Annotated in this window: 12 protein-coding genes; 2 read left to right on the forward strand and 10 right to left on the reverse strand. The window is 55.2% G+C overall.

All coding sequences use genetic code 11. The features are described 5' to 3' along the window. Positions 1-55 precede the first annotated feature (55 nt). Positions 56-5,587 (reverse strand): glutamate synthase-related protein, encoded by a 5,532-nt coding sequence (locus F3J39_RS13445; RefSeq protein ID WP_039382177.1) that lies wholly within the window; start codon positions 5,585-5,587, stop codon positions 56-58. Between the two features lie 887 nt (positions 5,588-6,474). On the opposite strand from F3J39_RS13445, the gene arcB reads away from it, so the two are divergent. After that, on the forward strand, positions 6,475-8,817 hold the full coding sequence (arcB, locus tag F3J39_RS13450; protein ID WP_166714307.1) for an aerobic respiration two-component sensor histidine kinase ArcB: 2,343 nt from the start codon (positions 6,475-6,477) through the stop codon (positions 8,815-8,817). 884 nt (positions 8,818-9,701) lie between these two features. Then, the gene (gene mtgA / locus F3J39_RS13455; RefSeq protein WP_104085591.1) at positions 9,702-10,424 is read left to right on the forward strand and encodes a monofunctional biosynthetic peptidoglycan transglycosylase; all 723 of its coding nucleotides are present in this window, start codon (positions 9,702-9,704) and stop codon (positions 10,422-10,424) included. Between the two features lie 5 nt (positions 10,425-10,429). Here mtgA and npr read toward each other — a convergent pair whose 3' ends face one another. The 9 genes from npr to kdsC form a co-directional block, all read right to left on the reverse strand. Further along, a complete protein-coding gene (npr, locus tag F3J39_RS13460) occupies positions 10,430-10,702 on the reverse strand; it encodes a PTS phosphocarrier protein NPr (RefSeq protein WP_039382188.1) in 273 nt (90 codons plus the stop codon). Next, positions 10,699-11,553 carry an RNase adapter RapZ gene (gene rapZ, locus F3J39_RS13465; protein WP_039382191.1) on the reverse strand — a complete coding sequence of 285 codons (855 nt, stop codon included), beginning with the start codon at positions 11,551-11,553 and terminating at the stop codon, positions 10,699-10,701. The genes npr and rapZ overlap by 4 nt, the downstream gene beginning before the upstream one ends. A gap of 53 nt (positions 11,554-11,606) precedes the next feature. After that, a complete protein-coding gene (gene ptsN / locus F3J39_RS13470) occupies positions 11,607-12,089 on the reverse strand; it encodes a PTS IIA-like nitrogen regulatory protein PtsN (protein WP_039382195.1) in 483 nt (160 codons plus the stop codon). 137 nt (positions 12,090-12,226) lie between these two features. Continuing rightward, positions 12,227-12,514: a ribosome hibernation promoting factor gene (gene hpf / locus F3J39_RS13475; RefSeq protein ID WP_039382198.1), complete on the reverse strand. Its 288-nt coding sequence runs from the start codon at positions 12,512-12,514 to the stop codon at positions 12,227-12,229. Positions 12,515-12,535: 21 nt separating this feature from the next. Next, entirely contained in the window at positions 12,536-13,969 is a 1,434-nt protein-coding gene (rpoN, locus tag F3J39_RS13480; protein WP_039382200.1) for an RNA polymerase factor sigma-54, read from the reverse strand. 48 nt (positions 13,970-14,017) lie between these two features. After that, positions 14,018-14,743 (reverse strand): LPS export ABC transporter ATP-binding protein, encoded by a 726-nt coding sequence (gene lptB / locus F3J39_RS13485; RefSeq protein ID WP_039382204.1) that lies wholly within the window; start codon positions 14,741-14,743, stop codon positions 14,018-14,020. A gap of 3 nt (positions 14,744-14,746) precedes the next feature. Beyond that, positions 14,747-15,301, reverse strand: coding sequence for a lipopolysaccharide ABC transporter substrate-binding protein LptA (gene lptA, locus F3J39_RS13490; protein ID WP_039382207.1), 555 nt, complete (start codon positions 15,299-15,301; stop codon positions 14,747-14,749). Then, a complete protein-coding gene (gene lptC, locus F3J39_RS13495; RefSeq protein ID WP_065650292.1) occupies positions 15,276-15,848 on the reverse strand; it encodes an LPS export ABC transporter periplasmic protein LptC in 573 nt (190 codons plus the stop codon). The genes lptA and lptC overlap by 26 nt, the downstream gene beginning before the upstream one ends. Next, positions 15,845-16,411 (reverse strand): 3-deoxy-manno-octulosonate-8-phosphatase KdsC, encoded by a 567-nt coding sequence (kdsC, locus tag F3J39_RS13500; RefSeq protein ID WP_039382215.1) that lies wholly within the window; start codon positions 16,409-16,411, stop codon positions 15,845-15,847. Before kdsC ends, lptC begins: the two co-directional genes overlap by 4 nt. Positions 16,412-16,422 lie beyond the last annotated feature (11 nt).

Below are 16,422 nucleotides of genomic sequence, written 5' to 3' on the forward strand. Positions count from 1 at the left end.
ACTCAATCCTGTTAGTAATGTTCACTCTTAAGGCTCAAATGCCGGGCTGACGCGATCAGGACAGTTTTCCGACCGCAGCGGCAATTTCCGGCAGCGCCGCACGCGCAAACAGCTCTTCAAAGTCCGGCAGGTGGCCCAGCACCTCGCGATGGCGCGCATCCTGATAGATGATCCAGCCATAGGTCGCCAGGCTATCCATAGAGCGGATATTACGCTGCGTTAATGCCGCTTTGTAATCAGCCATGCGTTTTGCCGCGATCAGGCTTGCCAGCTCATCATCGCTGTAGCTCTCAATTGCCGCGCGGGCGTGCCGCTGCAGCTTACTGACCAGCGCAAAATCCTCGGTCATCAGCAGATTGCGTACCGCTTTTTCAACCGCCGGATCTTCCACTGCGGTGCCTTTCGGCAGCTTGCCCAGCGCCAGCTGCTGCGCAAAGCTCAGCACGGTGTAGTTGTTAAGCAGGATAAACATCTCCTGCGTATCAGTCGCACCGTAGGCGGGTACGGCCCCGTCAGCAATGGTTTTGCCGCTGCGCCACGCCGCTTTAAATTTGGCTACCTGGTGCGCAGCCAGCGAGGTTGAAAGCTCTTCCAGCAGATCTTTGCGCGATTTTGCTTTCAGGATCTCACCACCATCCTGGTAGAGCAGCAGCGAACGCGGCATAACATACACAAAGTGCTGACATTCGCTCTCCCAGTTCGCCAGCAGCCAGGCGGCGCGTGGCGAGCGGGTCGCTTCCAGATGCCAGTTCAGCATGGTCAGTACCGCCTGCTTATGCACGCGCGCCATCTCGTTATCATCCGCAATGGAACCAAAGAGTACGGAGTCTCCCGCCGCATGGCCGGCAAGGTTGCCGTACGGGTCATACTGATAAGCGAAGCCGCCGCTCATGCCGTTGCCAAAGCCTTTGCCAAAGGTGCCGAGGTTAAGGATGGCGCCGTTGGTCATATATTCACAGCAGAAATCGCCCACGCCTTCCACCACGGCGGTGGCGCCGGAGTTACGTACCGCGAAGCGATCGCCCGCCTGGCCCTGCACAAACAGCCGGCCGCCGGTGGCACCAAACAGCGCAAAGTTGCCGATCAGCACGTTGCCATCGCTATCCTGTGCGCCGCCGCCTGGTGACATCACCACCAGCTCACCGCCGCACTGACCTTTGCCTACGCCATCGTTACAGGTGCCGTAGTGCTGCATCAGCATGCCGTCGTTACAGAACGCCCCGAATGATTGTCCGGCTGCGCCCTGGGTATGGATTTGCACCGTACGTGGCGCCAGGTAGTGGCGCCCGCGATCGTCCTTCAGCACCGCCGGCAGCAGGAGGCGCTGCTCAGCCGGTAGCGTATGGTTCAGCAGGCGCTCGATATCGATAGCCAGCTGTCCGCCAACGCTTTTATTGCGGTTATTCAGCGTCACGCCGTTGCCCAGAGTAACCTCACGGCCCGCCTGCTCAACCAGCTGCGCCGTCACTTCCGTTACCCAGCCGTCGTCGAGCGTAAAATCTTTTTCCAGATAGACCGGATGCGCGATTTTCTGTTCCGGTACTACCGTCAGCATGGCGCGCAGATCGAGTTTGCCCACTTCCAGCGGATGATCCATCAGGTGCAGCAGATCGGCCCGGCCGCGCGCCTCACGCAGCGAGCGCAGGCCGAGGCGGGCGAGAAACTCGCGCACTTCCTGCGCCACGTTAATGAAGTACTGCGCCAGCTGACGCGGATCGCCATCAAAGGCTTCGGCATTGGTGGTTAAGCCCGCCGGGCACTTCACGTTGCAGTTTTTCGCCATCACGCACTTCAGCATCATCAGTGCCGTGGTACCAAACTCAAAGCTATCGCCGCCCAGCAGCGCGGATTTAATCACGTCGCTGCCGGTCTGCTGCGCGCCGGAGCAGCGGAGCTGTACTTTGTCACGCAGGCCATTGGCGCACAGCGCCTGATGAACTTCAGCAATACCGATTTCTGCCACGCGGCCGGTATATTTCAGGCTGGTTACCGATGCCGCACCGGTTCCGCCGGTGTTGCCCGCCACGTTAATGACGTCGGCGCCGGCTTTGGCTACGCCCACCGCAATGGTGCCGATACCTTCTGAAGAGACCAGTTTGACAATAACGCGCACGCGCGCGGCTTTGCAGTCGTGGATCAGCTGTGCCAGATCCTCAATGGAGTAGGTGTCATGGTGAGGCGGAGGCGACACCAGCTCCACACCCGGCGTGCCGCCGCGTGCGGCAGCAATCTCTACCGTGACTTTAGGCGCCGGCAGCTGACCGCCTTCGCCAGGTTTTGCACCCTGACCAATTTTGATCTCCAGCTCTTCCAGCATCGGATCGGCCAGGTAGGCCGCCCAGACACCAAAACGTCCTGAAGCCAGCTGTTTAATGCGCGAGGCGCGGATGGTGCCGTGACGCGAATAGTGCTCGCCGCCTTCACCGCAGTTACTCATGCCGCCCACCATATTGGTGCCGTGCGCGACGGCTTCATGCGCAGGCGCAACCAGCGCTCCGTGGCTCATTGCACCGGAAGCGAAGGTGCGGGTGATTTCGTGTGCCGGCTGAATCTCCTCCAGCGGCAGCGAAGGCTGCGCCGTGAAAATTTTTGCCAGGTACTCTGCGGCCTTACCATAGGCGGTAATGCGCAGCACGCTCTCTTCCACGCTGCTGCTCTCAATGTCATCCCGGAAGCGGGTGCTGAGCGCACGCGCCAGCGCCGCCAGACGCTCCTGCTCCGGTTTCAGACCGGCAATCGCGTCGATCAGGCGCAGTTCAAACTGGTTCAGGCTGCCCGCCACCGTCTGACACTGCAGGCCACGGATGGCGAAACCATTGTTCACCAGCGAATAGCGGCCCAGCTTGCGGCCAAACTCCGCTTCACTGTCAACGTGGGTCAGATCGCAGGGCAGGGCAAGAATGTCACGCAGCGCTGCCGGACGGCGTTTGCGCTCAGCATGCATCAGGCTGGAGAACTGACGGTAATCCGGCGTAATGGCAAAGGTATCGATGACCGCATTCGGGATCCGTTCAAAGCTGCTCTCTTTGAATGCGTCCGCTTTAATACCAAACGCGTTTTCCAGCCTGGCGAGCGTCATCAGACGGATAAAGTTATCCTCTTCGCGCGCCTTATCGGCAAAGCGGATCGGCTGTTCAGTCATATCGATAAAGGTTCGCACGGCGATGGTGCCGTAGGAGTGACCGGCACCTTCCGCACGCTCTTTGAACAGGCCAAGCAGCGGCACTTCCGCTTCACCCTGGATTTTCAGCGCGCTTTGATGCCAGTCTACTGCCATCTGGGCGATCGCCGGGAAGCCTGCGCCACCCACCGGGGTTTTGATATTCGGAAAATATTTTTTCAGCACCGGATCTTCAGTATCGAGAAAATTAGGCTCAAAAAACTCACCGCAGCTGTAGCTCTCGACGGTGCAGAGGCCCACTTTACCCATGGTCTTCATCAGCGCTTTCTCAGCGGCTTTGGCATAGCGCCTGAACGCCTTATTACCCTCTTCGCCTTCACCAAATTTCTCTTCTGCGCGCATCTGTACGCCCAGCGGATAGACGGCGGAAGCACCGAAGCCGAGCGTGGCAGCGATATGGTGCGACGAGATGCTCTGACCGCTCTCAACCACCAGAGAGACATCCAGACGCAGCCCTTCCTGCACCAGACGCTGGTTAATGGCGGAGATCACCAGCAGCATCGGCATGGCGGCATGAGTGGTTGATACGTGACGATCGGTGATCACGGCAATGCCGCCCTGCGTACGGGCGAAATCCACCACCTGCTGAGCCAGATTATCTATCGCTTTTTCCAGCGCGCTGGCATTAGCGGCGCGGCTGACGATATCTTTGCCGGTCACCGGCTCATAGAGCATTTCAAAGCGCGCGTAAGGTGCCACGTTCTGCTCGCGCAGGCGCAGCATATCAAGGTGGGTCAGGATCGGACTGGGAACAATAATCTGCTGCCCTTTGCTACGGCCAAGATGGGGTTTTGCGCCCAGCGCCACGCGCAGCGTCATGCCGTCAGCTTCACGGATAGAGTCGAGCGGCGGGTTGGTCACCTGCGCAAAGCGCTGCGAAAAGTAGTGCGCCATGCCGCCTTCATGATCGGAAAGGCCGTTGATGGCGTTGCCGTAACCCATTGCGGAGATCTTCTCCGCACCGGTCTGCAGCATCGGATCCATCATGAACTTGAAGCTTTCCTGGTTGTAGTAGTAGGCGACAAAACGCTGGTAGGTTTTGAGATCGCCGCGATAGCGCAGCGGAGAGCCAAGCTTCTCGGCCGGAATTTCCGGCAGCTCATGCAGCTCGACGCGCGCCGCCTGCAGCAGGGCACGATAATCTTTTGCGGCCGCCAGTTTTTCCAGCGCTTCGGTCGTGGTATAGGCGCGCTTCTCTTTGTGATCGTAATAGAGCATACCGCCCGCTTCGATGCGGCCGCGACGCAGTACGCTTTCTGGCGGAAAGGCAATCTGGCCCGCTTCTGACATGGCACCGATATAGTCGGCAGTTTCCACTGAACGCAGCGGACGCAAGCCCAGGCGATCCAGACGAGCACCGATGACCTCGCCGTTGCCGAAAATCAGCGCGGCCGGACCATCATTTTTCTCTTCATACAGCGAAAAGTACTCCAGCATCGCACGCACGTCAGCGGAGAGTGAACTGTCGTTCTCCCACGCCGGGGGCATCATGGAGACCACGGCGGTGATCAGGTCGAGATCGTCTTCCATCAGGCGGCTGTGGATGCTCTGGTCAAGACGCGAGCTGTCAGACTGGCCTTTAGGGCGGACAATTTTTTTACCGCGCGCCAGCATCAGCGCCGCTTCAGCAATGCGGTTTTTACGATCGGTATTCAGCTCGCCGTTATGCGCCATCAGGCGGAACGGCTGTGCCATAGTGGTATGGGGATCGGTATTGGTCGAGAAGCGGGTATGGAAAAAGAGTCCGCGCACCTGGTGATCGCTGTCGGTGAGGTCTTTAAAGTAAGGGATCACTTCATTCGAGTTCAGACGCGCTTTAAACACCTGCGTGCGGGAAGAGAGTGAGAGCGGATAGAGGCCGCCAAACTCACTTTCGGTGAACGCGCGCGCTTCGATATCCAGCAGCGCCCGGTAGATCTGACGTTCGAAGTCAGTCTGATTCGTCAGCGCAGGCGGAGCGGCAAACACCCACTGCACAATCGGCAGCTGAAACGCCACGGCGGCAGGGCGGGTTACGCTATTATCCAGCGGCATATCGCGCTTCAGCAGCACCGGGAAATTCCATGCGGCCAGCGTCTCTTCAACCAGACGTTCGGCATTAGCCCGCAGCGCGGCATCTTTCGGGACAAAAAAGTTGCCTACGCCAAACTGGCCAGCTTCCAGCGCCTGGCCGGTTAATTTACGGAAAAAGTTAAGCGAGAGATCGACGTTAACGCCGGCACCATCACCGACACCCTCTGCGGACATCCCGCCGCGATGCGGCACGGTGCAGAGTGCGCTGTGCGCCATCTGCAGAATGTCATGTGTCTGCTCGCCGTCCTTGCGGGTAATAAAACCTACACCACAGCTATCGCTGCCTGCGGCCGGGTCGTACAAACCATAGGAATGAGGTTTTTGCGTGGACATTGAGAGTCTCCTTAAACTGCTTTAGACATTGCCTGTTCTGTTTCAGGCACAGAGCGCTGACGCGTGCTGTTTCACTGGTTTTTTCCGCGCTGTACGCGGGCGTCGCCACACCGAGCAATGACTCTCAGGATCCGGGTATAACGTCCTTGATGAGTTGCTCTTCAATCCGGTCTCTAACGGGAGATAACTTGCATCCAGAGGGAGTCTTCTTGCTGCATAGATATGTCGAGACACAGTCCCGACTGGAAAGCATCCAGCGGAATTTCAACTTATCGGGAAAGCGCACAGAGGTCAAATAGAGAGCGCTGAGCCCTATATCTGCAGAAAAAAGAGGTTAACCTTATGAATTTTATATTTTTTAACAGTAAATTTATGTCAATAAGCGCCGATTTAAACCCCTGCTAAGTGTGAGCCGTCTCACTATCTGCAGGCGGCGATATTACTTTACCCTGCTGGCAGTGCTGCTTATAGCAGCATAAAATATCGTAGCTGTGCAGACCGGCATGTCATGTATCTGTTTTTCTTATGGCGTCTGTTTTGAATTAAATATAGGTCTGTATAAGCAAAACTAATCAGAAGGTAACTGAGTAAAATTTCGTTAAATGTGAATCAGTATGCAATAAGGAGGGGTGGCAGTATGCTGAGAAATCAGCTGCCACAGGCGAAAGAGAGCAATAAGGTCTGACGCTTAGCTGCGCGCAGACGGCCTTTCAGATTATTCACCTGTGCAAATTAGTCAAGTGCTTTACTCAGCGCGTGCCAGATAACGTTCAAGCCGGGCGCGGATGCACTATGATGGGGCGTCAGGCGGGCGCAATATCCCGGTCAGCCCGGGCAGACGCAGGCTAATTACGTTATGATGGCGCCATTCGTTCAGGGGATCTGCCATGAAACAAATTCGTCTGTTAGCTCAATATTATGTCGACCTGATGGTCAAACTCGGTCTGGTGCGCTTTTCACTGCTGCTGGCGTCGGCGCTGGTGGTGCTGGCGATGATTGTCCAGATGGCGGTCACTATGGTACTGCGCGGGCACGTGGAAAGTATCGACGTGGTGCGCTCGGTCTTCTTTGGTCTGCTGATTACGCCCTGGGCGGTCTATTTCCTGTCAGTCGTGGTCGATCAGCTGGAGGAGTCGCGTCAGCGGCTAACGAAGCTGGTTGATAAGCTGGAAGAGATGCGCACGCGCGATCTCGAGCTTAATCAGCAGATGAAACAGACCATCACGCAGCTGAATCAGGAGATCAGCGATCGCATCAGCGCAGAAGAGGCGCGTAAACAGGTGATGGATAAGCTGCGTGAAGAGATGGCGCGCCGCGAGCAGGCGCAGATTGAGCTGGAGCAGCAATCCTCTTTCCTGCGCTCATTTCTGGATGCATCGCCCGATCTGGTCTTCTACCGTAATATCGACAAACAGTTCTCCGGCTGCAACCGCGCCATGGAGCTGCTGACCGGCCTAAGTGAAAAACAGCTGATCGGACTGACGCCGCGCGATATTTATGATGATGAGGCAGCGACCAAGGTACTGGAAACAGACGAAAAGGTGTTTCGCCATAACGTATCGCTCACCTATGAGCAGTGGCTGCAGTATCCGGACGGGCGCAAAGCCTGTTTTGAAATCCGTAAAGTGCCCTATTACGATCGGGTGGGCAAGCGCAGCGGCCTGATGGGATTCGGACGCGATATCACGGAGCGTAAGCGCTATCAGGATGCGCTGGAGAACGCCAGCCGGGAGAAAACCACCTTTATTTCAACGATCAGCCACGAGCTGCGCACGCCGCTGAACGGCATCGTGGGTCTGAGCCGTATTCTGCTGGATACCGAGCTCAGCCAGGAGCAGCTGAAGTACCTGAAAACGATTCACGTCTCAGCCATTACGCTGGGCAATATCTTTAACGATGTGATCGAAGTGGACAAAATCGAGCGGCGCAAAGTTCAGCTGGATAACCAGCCGCTTGATTTCACCGGTTTCCTTGCCGATCTCGAAAACTTATCCGGCCTGCTGGCCCAGCCGAAAGATCTGAAGTTTGTTATGCAGCCCGCGCTGCCGCTGCCGCATAAAATTCTGGCTGACGGCACGCGCTTACGGCAGATCCTGTGGAACCTGATTGGAAACGCCGTGAAATTCACCCGCGAGGGGGAGATTGTCGTGCGGGTCGCGTACAGCGCGAATGAAACGCTGCGCTTTGAAGTGCAGGATTCAGGGATGGGTATTCCGCAGGAGGAGCAGGACAAAATCTTTGCCATGTATTATCAGGTCAAAGATCAGCACGGCGGCAAACCCGCGACCGGTACCGGTATCGGGCTGGCGGTATCGCGCCGCCTGGCGCAGGCGATGGGCGGAGATATCACCGTCAGCAGCGCGCCGGGTAAAGGCTCCTGCTTTGTGGTTGAGATTAACGCGCCGCGCGTGGCTGACGAAGTGGAAGATACCGGCCTGGATGACAGCCTGCCGCTGCCGGCGCTGCACGTACTGCTGGTGGAAGATATTGAACTGAATGTGATTGTCGCCCGCTCGGTGCTGGAGAAGCTCGGCTGCAGCGTTGAGGTCGCCATGAATGGCCATGACGCGCTAAACCTGTTTGATCCGCAGGAGTTTGACCTGGTGCTGCTGGATATTCAGCTGCCGGATATGACCGGACTGGACGTTGCGCGCGCTATCCATCAGCAGCATAAGGGCGTGCAGCTGCCGCCGCTGGTCGCGCTGACGGCCAACGTACTTAAAGATAAAAAAGAGTATCTCGATGCCGGAATGGATGAAGTACTCAGTAAACCGCTGGCGGTACCGGCGCTGACGGCGGTGATCAAAAAATTCTGGGATTATCAGGGCGAGGAAGAAGAGACAGATATGCCTGTCGCGGATACGCAGTCGCGCATGCTGCTGGATGTGGCGATGCTGGAGCAGTATATCGAGCTGGTCGGGCCTGGCCTGATTACACAGAGCCTGACAATGTTTGAACAGATGATGCCTGGTTATCTTGATGTGCTTGATTCCAATATGATGGCGCGCGATCAAAAAGGCATTGCCGAAGAGGGGCACAAAATTAAAGGTGCCGCGGGATCGGTAGGCTTGCTGCATCTGCAGCAGCTGGCAAAACAGATCCAGTCACCGGAACTGCCGGCCTGGTGGGACAATGTGCAGGAGTGGATCGATGAACTGAAGCAGGAGTGGCGACAGGATGTTGCCGTACTGCGTGAATGGGTTGCCGGGCGGGAAAATCAGAAGCGCTAAAAAAAATGACCCCGGTCGAAACCGGGGTGCGCGAATACTGCGCCAACACCAGGGAAAAAGTGACTGCTGCTGTTATGGTTAATTGAAGTAAAAAGCAGCAGTCAGGTATTGGTTAACGTTACAAAATCACCTTAGCAAATTTGCCAGCCTGCGCGACAAGATTCATTAAATTGTGTGATGTTGAACAACGTTCCGCTACAGAAAACATTAATTTGACAACACTGTCAAGCGGGGAATCAATTTCCCCGCTGATTTGTTTGTTATTTAACCAATATCAACCGGTTTTGGCTGATTTTTCGCCATCAGGATTGAGGGAAGCGGCGAAAGTCCGGATAGCTATCCGGGGACGGATTGTTATCAGGAAAATATTCTTTATGCTATTGTTTTGTAATAAAAATAGCCGTATTGCATCACATTTATCCGAAACGTTTTGGAAAGCAGGCGGTTAAACTTCCAGATCGGTCGTTCTGAAAAACAGGCCGGTCAGAGTGTAAAATTTGATTTACGGACAATTGCCGGGGGATTCGGCTTTCTGGCAGCATAATATGTGTCTGAAACCGATCTCATAGCAGACGATAGTCAGGAAACGCTAAGCTATTCTTTGCAAATGTTAAGCTATATGAAAGTCTTATTAACATGACTATTAGTACAGGTTAACGGCGGTCTGAAGTTTGCTTTGCGCGATTTTTATGCATGGAACCGATTCCTTAAAGATGGAAGTCTTTGATGTTTCAGGGTATCAGCAGAAGAGCCGCGGCTGGCCTGAACGCTTTTTCAGCTCCGGAAACCGGCTGGCAGCATGCAGGCAAGTATAACAATGAGCACTGGACGCAATCATGACCAGAGTGATTAATTAATACAGGGAAGGGATACAGGAAGAGGTAATGAAAAAATACAGAGGGAAAGGGTTCAGCCTTTTCAGGTCGCTGATGGTTAAATGTCTGCTGGCATGGGCAGTACTCTGGATCGGAGGAATTGCCGTTTTCGCTTTTTTACCCGTGCCTTTTTCCGCGGTTATGGCGGAACGTCAGGCAGGCGCCTGGCTGCACGGAGATATCAGTTATGTCGCACATTCAGAGTGGGTCAGCATGGATAACATCTCCCCGTGGATGGCGCTGGCCGTGATTGCCGCCGAAGATCAGAAATTCCCTGAGCACTGGGGTTTTGACGTTGGCGCTATTCAGCAGGTGCTCGACAACAGCAGCGGCGAGCGCATGCGTGGCGCGTCAACGCTTTCTCAGCAGACCGCGAAAAATCTCTTTTTGTGGGACGGACGTAGCTGGCTACGTAAAGGGCTGGAGGCGGGGATGACGGTTGGCATTGAAACCGTCTGGAGTAAACGTCGTATTCTGACGGTCTACCTTAATATTGCTGAGTTCGGTCCCGGCGTTTTTGGCGCTGAAGCTGCAGCGCAGCACTATTTCCATAAGCCCGCCAGCCGCCTGACTATCGCAGAGGCTGCCCTGCTGGCTGCAGTATTACCTAATCCGATCCGTTTTCGCGCGGATGCGCCTTCAGGCTATGTTCGCCAGCGTCAGCAGTGGATCATGCGTCAGATGCGCCAGCTGGGAGGGGAGGGTTTCCTGAATCGCTACCGGCTACACTAAAACCTTTACTCTTCGTCAAAGCCCGATTCAAACAGCTCAATAACGGCGGCCAGCGCCGCAGTTTCCTGCGGTCCGCTGGCTTCAATTTCAATATGACCGCCTTTTGCTGAATCCAGCATCAGCAGCGCAATAACGCTGCTCGCCTCAGCCTCGGTGCCCGCTTCATTGCGCAGCAGAACATCCGCGTCAAAGCTCTGCACCAGCTCAAACAGCTTCATCGCCGGGCGCGCATGCATACCCAGCTTGTTACGGATTTCGACAGTTTGCTTTACGGTCATGATTTACGCTTTTCCAGTGTGCGATGACGCGACTGCACGTTTTTACCGCGCGAACGGAAATAGTCAGCCAGCTGCTCGGCGATATACACGGAACGATGTTTGCCACCGGTACAGCCGATCGCCACAGTAAGGTAGCTGCGGTTGTTGGTTTCCAGCATCGGCAGCCATAGCTCAAGATAGCTGCGCGTCTGGTAGATAAAATTATGTACTTCTGTATGCCGATCCAGGAACGCCGCCACCGGTCGATCGAGGCCCGTCATCGGACGCAGCTTGGGATCCCAGTGCGGGTTAGGCAAAAAGCGCACGTCAAACACGTAGTCGGCATCGATCGGGATACCGTGTTTGAAACCGAACGACTCAAACACCATCGTGAGTTCGCGTTCGCGCTTGCCCAGCAGGCGGGTGCGCAGCATCTCAGCCAGCTCATGCACTGACATCTCTGAGGTATCAATAATCAGATCGGCACGCGAGCGCAGCGGCTCCAGCAGATCGTTCTCTTCATCAATGGCGCTTTCCAGCGACAGGTTTTTGCTGGAGAGCGGATGCAGGCGACGGGTGTCGCTGTAGCGCCGGATCAGCGTATTGCGATCGGCATCCAGAAACAGCAGCTGAGGAGAGAAAGAGTCAGGCAGATTATTTAACGCCAGCTCAAAGACTTCCTGCGACTCCGGCATGTTGCGTACATCAATACTCACCGCCGCCGAAATATTCCGCTCTGTCAGCGTATTCGCCAGCTCAGGCAGCAGGACTACCGGCAGATTGTCGACACAGTAAAAGCCCATATCCTCCAGGGCACGCAGCGCAACTGATTTACCTGAGCCTGATCGACCACTGACGATCATCAGCACCATCACTATTCTCCCCTGTTTTATCCGGCCTGCAGACCGGTAACGCTATGTACTGATTACGAATGCGCTTCCTGAGCTTCTGTGATAATGGCGTAGAGCTCTTGATCACTCTGGGCCGCACGCAGGCGACGGCAGACCGTCTTATCTGCCAGGCGTTTTGCGACCAGCGACAGGGTATGAAGGTGCGTCTTACACTGATCGGCAGGCACCAGCAGAGCGAACAGCAGATCGACCGGCTGATTATCCACGGCGTCAAAAGCAATTGGCTGATCGAGGCTGATAAACACCCCCACCGCCCGCAGCGTATCCTCTTCCAGTTTGCCATGCGGAATAGCAATGCCGTTGCCAATGCCGGTACTGCCCATACGCTCGCGGGTCAGAATCGCTTCGAAAAGCGTCTGGTGCGGCAGATTGAGCTGCTTAGCCGCCAGTTCGCTGATAATCTCCAGCGCGCGTTTTTTACTCTGGCAGTGTACGCCGCTGCGGGTGCAGTCAGGCGTCAGAACCGAGCTCAATTCCAGTGTCAGATCGTTGTTCATCGTGGTTTCACTTGCGAGTTCACATAGCCACAGAGCGAAAAGCCCTGCTGGCGCTTGCGCAGATGATAAAACGGGGCGCTCTTCCGCCCCATTTTTCCCTGAGCGCTGAACGGGTCAGCGCTCTGCAAACGTGAAGGTTAGTGTTTTTTCAGTTTGTCTTTATGTTTGGTCAGCTGACGTGCCAGCTTATCAACCAGCCCGTCAATGGCCGCGTACATATCTTCCGCTTCCGCTGTGGCGTGCAGCTCACCGCCGTTAACGTGCAGAGTTGCCTCTGCAATCTGAGTCACTTTCTCCACTTTCAGAACAATATAAACCTGATTGATTCGATCGTAATAGTGTTCAAGTTTGCCAAATTTGCTGTTCACAAATTCGCGCAGCGGGTCAGTGATTTCGACATTGAGTCCGGTAAGGTTTAGCTGCATAGGTCTTCCTTCTGAGTTCGGTCAGACCAGCTGTTTACGCTGGTTTGATGGCGGTATAGATAAAGACTCGCGATACTTCGCAACCGTACGTCGCGCTACCATAATACCCTGTTCAGATAACATGGCGGTCAGTTTGCTGTCGCTCAAGGGCTTTGCGGGATTTTCTGCCGCGACCAGTTTTTTTACCAGCGCACGAATGGCCGTAGACGAGGCTTCGCCGCCGCCTTCCGTGCTGACATGGCTGGAGAAAAAATATTTCAGCTCAAAAATACCACGCGGACTGTGCAGATATTTTTGCGTGGTCACGCGTGAGATGGTGGACTCGTGCATATCGACCTGTTGCGCGATATCTGCCAGCACCATCGGACGCATATACTCTTCGCCCTGCTCAAAAAACGCCTGCTGCTGCGCAACGATACAGCGGGTAACCTTGAGCAGAGTGTCATTACGACTCTCCAGGCTTTTAATGAGCCAGCGCGCTTCCTGCAGATTATTGCGAATAAACTGGCTGTCGCTATCGCTGCGCGCTGAACCGCCCATGGCGGCATAGTGCTGGTTGATCCGCAGACGCGGCAGGCTTTCAGCGTTCAGTTCCACTATCCAGCGTGCGCCCGCTTTGCGCACCAGCACATCCGGAATAACGTATTCCGGTTCACCCGTATTAATCGATTGTCCGGGGCGCGGATCGAGCGACTGTATCAACAGCATCGCCTCTTTCAGCACCTCTTCTTTCAGGCGGGTCACCCGCATCAGGCTGCGGAAGTCGTGATTAGCCAGCAGATCGAGATGTTCACTGACAATCAGGCGCGCCTCTTTTAGCATAGGAGCGTCAGCCGCATATTGCGATAGCTGAACCAGCAGACAGTCGCGCAGATCGCGCGCGCCTACGCCAACCGGATCAAACCGCTGGACGCGCTTGAGAACCGCCTCTACCTCATCCAGCGTCAGCTCATCGTCGCCGATACTGTCGCAAATTTCCTGCAGCGTCACGGTGAGATAACCGGTCGTGTCGATCGCATCAACAATCGATGTCGCAATAGCGCGATCGGTATCGGTAAACGGGGTCAGCTCCACCTGCCACATCAGGTAATCCTGCAGCGACTGCGTGGTTTCTCCCTGATACACCGGCAGTTCATCATCCTGATAATCTGTTCCGGTGCCGGAAGGGGTGCCGGCGGTATAAATTTCATCCCACGACGCATCCAGCGGCAGCTCGTCAGGCATCTCTTTCTGTTCCAGCGCCTCACGGGTATCTAACGTATCGCTTTCCTGCGTTTCGCGTGCGTCCACTTCATCATGAATATCGGTCTGCTCAAGCAGCGGATTGCTCTCCAGCGCCAGCTGGAGCTCCTGCTGGAGTTCAAGCGTAGAGAGCTGCAGCAGGCGAATGGCCTGTTGCAGCTGGGGGGTCATCGCCAGCTGTTGGCTGAACCTGAGTTGCAAACCTTGCTTCATAATCCGGCTTGAATGTCCTAAGCGAATATCGGGTTAATCGACACCTTATCAGAGTCTGAACTCTTCGCCCAAATAAACCCGCTTAACCTGCTCATCTGCCAGAATTTCATCCGGCGTGCCGTGTGCAATCAGATTGCCCTGGCTGACAATATAGGCGCGTTCGCAGACGGCCAGCGTTTCACGCACGTTATGGTCGGTGATCAGGACACCGAGGCCGCTGTCGCGCAAATGTTCGATGATCTTTTTGATATCGATAACGGAGATGGGGTCAACCCCGGCGAACGGCTCATCCAGCAGAATGAACTTTGGATTCGCTGCCAGCGCGCGTGCAATTTCAACGCGGCGACGTTCTCCCCCGGAGAGCGCCTGGCCCAGGCTGTTGCGCAGATGCTCAATATGGAACTCTTCCATCAGCTCATTGGCGCGATCCTGGCGCTGCTCTTCGGTCAGATCGTCGCGGATCTGCAGCACGCCCATCAGATTGTCATACACGCTCAGCCGCCGGAAAATAGAGGCTTCCTGCGGCAGATATCCGATACCACGACGCGCACGGGCGTGCAGGGGCAGGATACTGATATCCTCATCATCGATAATAATGCGGCCCGCATCGCGCGGGACAATGCCGACCACCATATAAAATGTCGTGGTCTTACCGGCGCCGTTAGGACCCAGCAGTCCGACAATCTCGCCCGATTTAACCTGCAGGCTGACATCTTCCACTACGCGGCGGCCTTTATACGCTTTGGCCAGATTTTCAGCGACTAAAGTTGCCATCGGTCAGTTACTCTTTTTAGGGCTCGCAGCGGAACCGTTTTTATCCTGCAGCTGTGAAGGAACCAGCACCGTGGTGACGCGTTTGCTTTGACCCTGACTATAGGCCTGCATTTTCTGCTCTTTCACCAGATAGGTGATGCGATCGCCTTTGATGTTGCTGTCCTGCTGTTCAATAAAAGCATTACCGGTCAGCTCGACAAAATCGTTGGCCAGCTCATAGTGCAGCTTAGCGGCATGGCCTTTAACCGGCTTGCCGTTGTCCTGCATCTGATAAAACGTAGCCGGATTGCCATAGGCATCAACAATGGTTTTGTTGCTGTCGCCGCCGGGACGGGTTACCACGACTTTATCCGCTGTAATTTTAATCGTGCCCTGCGTGACAATAACATTGCCGGTAAAGGTCGCCACGTTGCCCTGCAGATCCAGCGCCTGATTAACGGAGTCGATATTAACCGGTTTTTCTGAGTCGCCGGTGACAGCCAGCGCGGGCAGGCTGCCAATCAGCAGCGATCCCAGCAGCAGCGCGTTAACGCTATTTTTGTTCATTTTGAATTTCATAAGAGGTTTTGACCTTTTCAAGCAGTTCGGCGTTTTTTGTCCGCAAATTGCCGCGCATCTTCATGCCCGTGGAGTTAAAACTGCGGCCAAATAGCGTCACCTGGTCGTCAGACATGACATCCTGGGTCACCAGATTGACCTGCGCGTTATCAGTGATAATGCGTTCCAGCTGAGAATCCTGCGTCAGCGTATGCACTTCAACGTGGCCATACAGATAAAGCATACGATCTTTCGTTAGCTTTGCTTTGTCCGCCCGTACTGACCAGGTTGGCACTTTGTTTTCATCAAAGGTTGTCATAACGGGACGATCAAACCAGCTGACTTCATCAGCTGAAAAATAGGTCACTTTATCGGAGACAAGCTTGTAGGCCAGTGCACCCGTTGGGTTGTATACCACGGTATTAGAGTTCGCGCTGGTGTAGGTTGGCTCCTGATCGTTTGAAGCCAACGGCGTGGCACTCTCATCCTGATTCGTCAGGTTCCAGCCGATCAATATCAGCGCGACCAGAGCCAGAATCAGCGTTATCCAACGCCTGCTTTTACTCATACTGATTGCCCTCTGGCATCCTCAAATTTATTCTGCGCCAGTAATATCAGGTCGCATATTTCGCGTACCGCACCGCGTCCGCCGCCGATGCGTGTGACATAGTCTGCACGCGGCAGCAAGACCGGATGTGCATCCGCTACGGCAACACTCAGACCCGCCTGCGCCATGACCGGCCAGTCGATCAGATCGTCGCCAATATAGGCAACCTGCGTGCTGTCCAGTGACAGTTTATCCAGAAGTTCGCGCCACGCCAAAAGCTTATCTGATTGTCCCTGGTAAAGATGCGTAATGCCCAGCGTTTCACAGCGATCTTCCAGCAGCTTAGCGCGACGGCCGGTTATAATAGCGACTTCGATGCCGGAGGTCAGCAGGCAACGTATGCCGTAGCCATCCCGCACATTAAACGCCTTCAGCTCTTCACCGCTGTTTCCCATATAGATCAGGCCGTCTGACATGACGCCATCGACATCACAAATCAGCAGGCGGATTTGCGCTGCCCGTGCCATGACTTCAGCTGATACCGGACCATAGCAGGTGGCAACCAGCGCATTTTCAGCGTTCATTTACATTTCCT

Source organism: Pantoea sp. Acro-807 (assembly GCF_011752675.1).
Taxonomy (GTDB): Bacteria; Pseudomonadota; Gammaproteobacteria; order Enterobacterales; family Enterobacteriaceae; genus Pantoea; species Pantoea eucrina.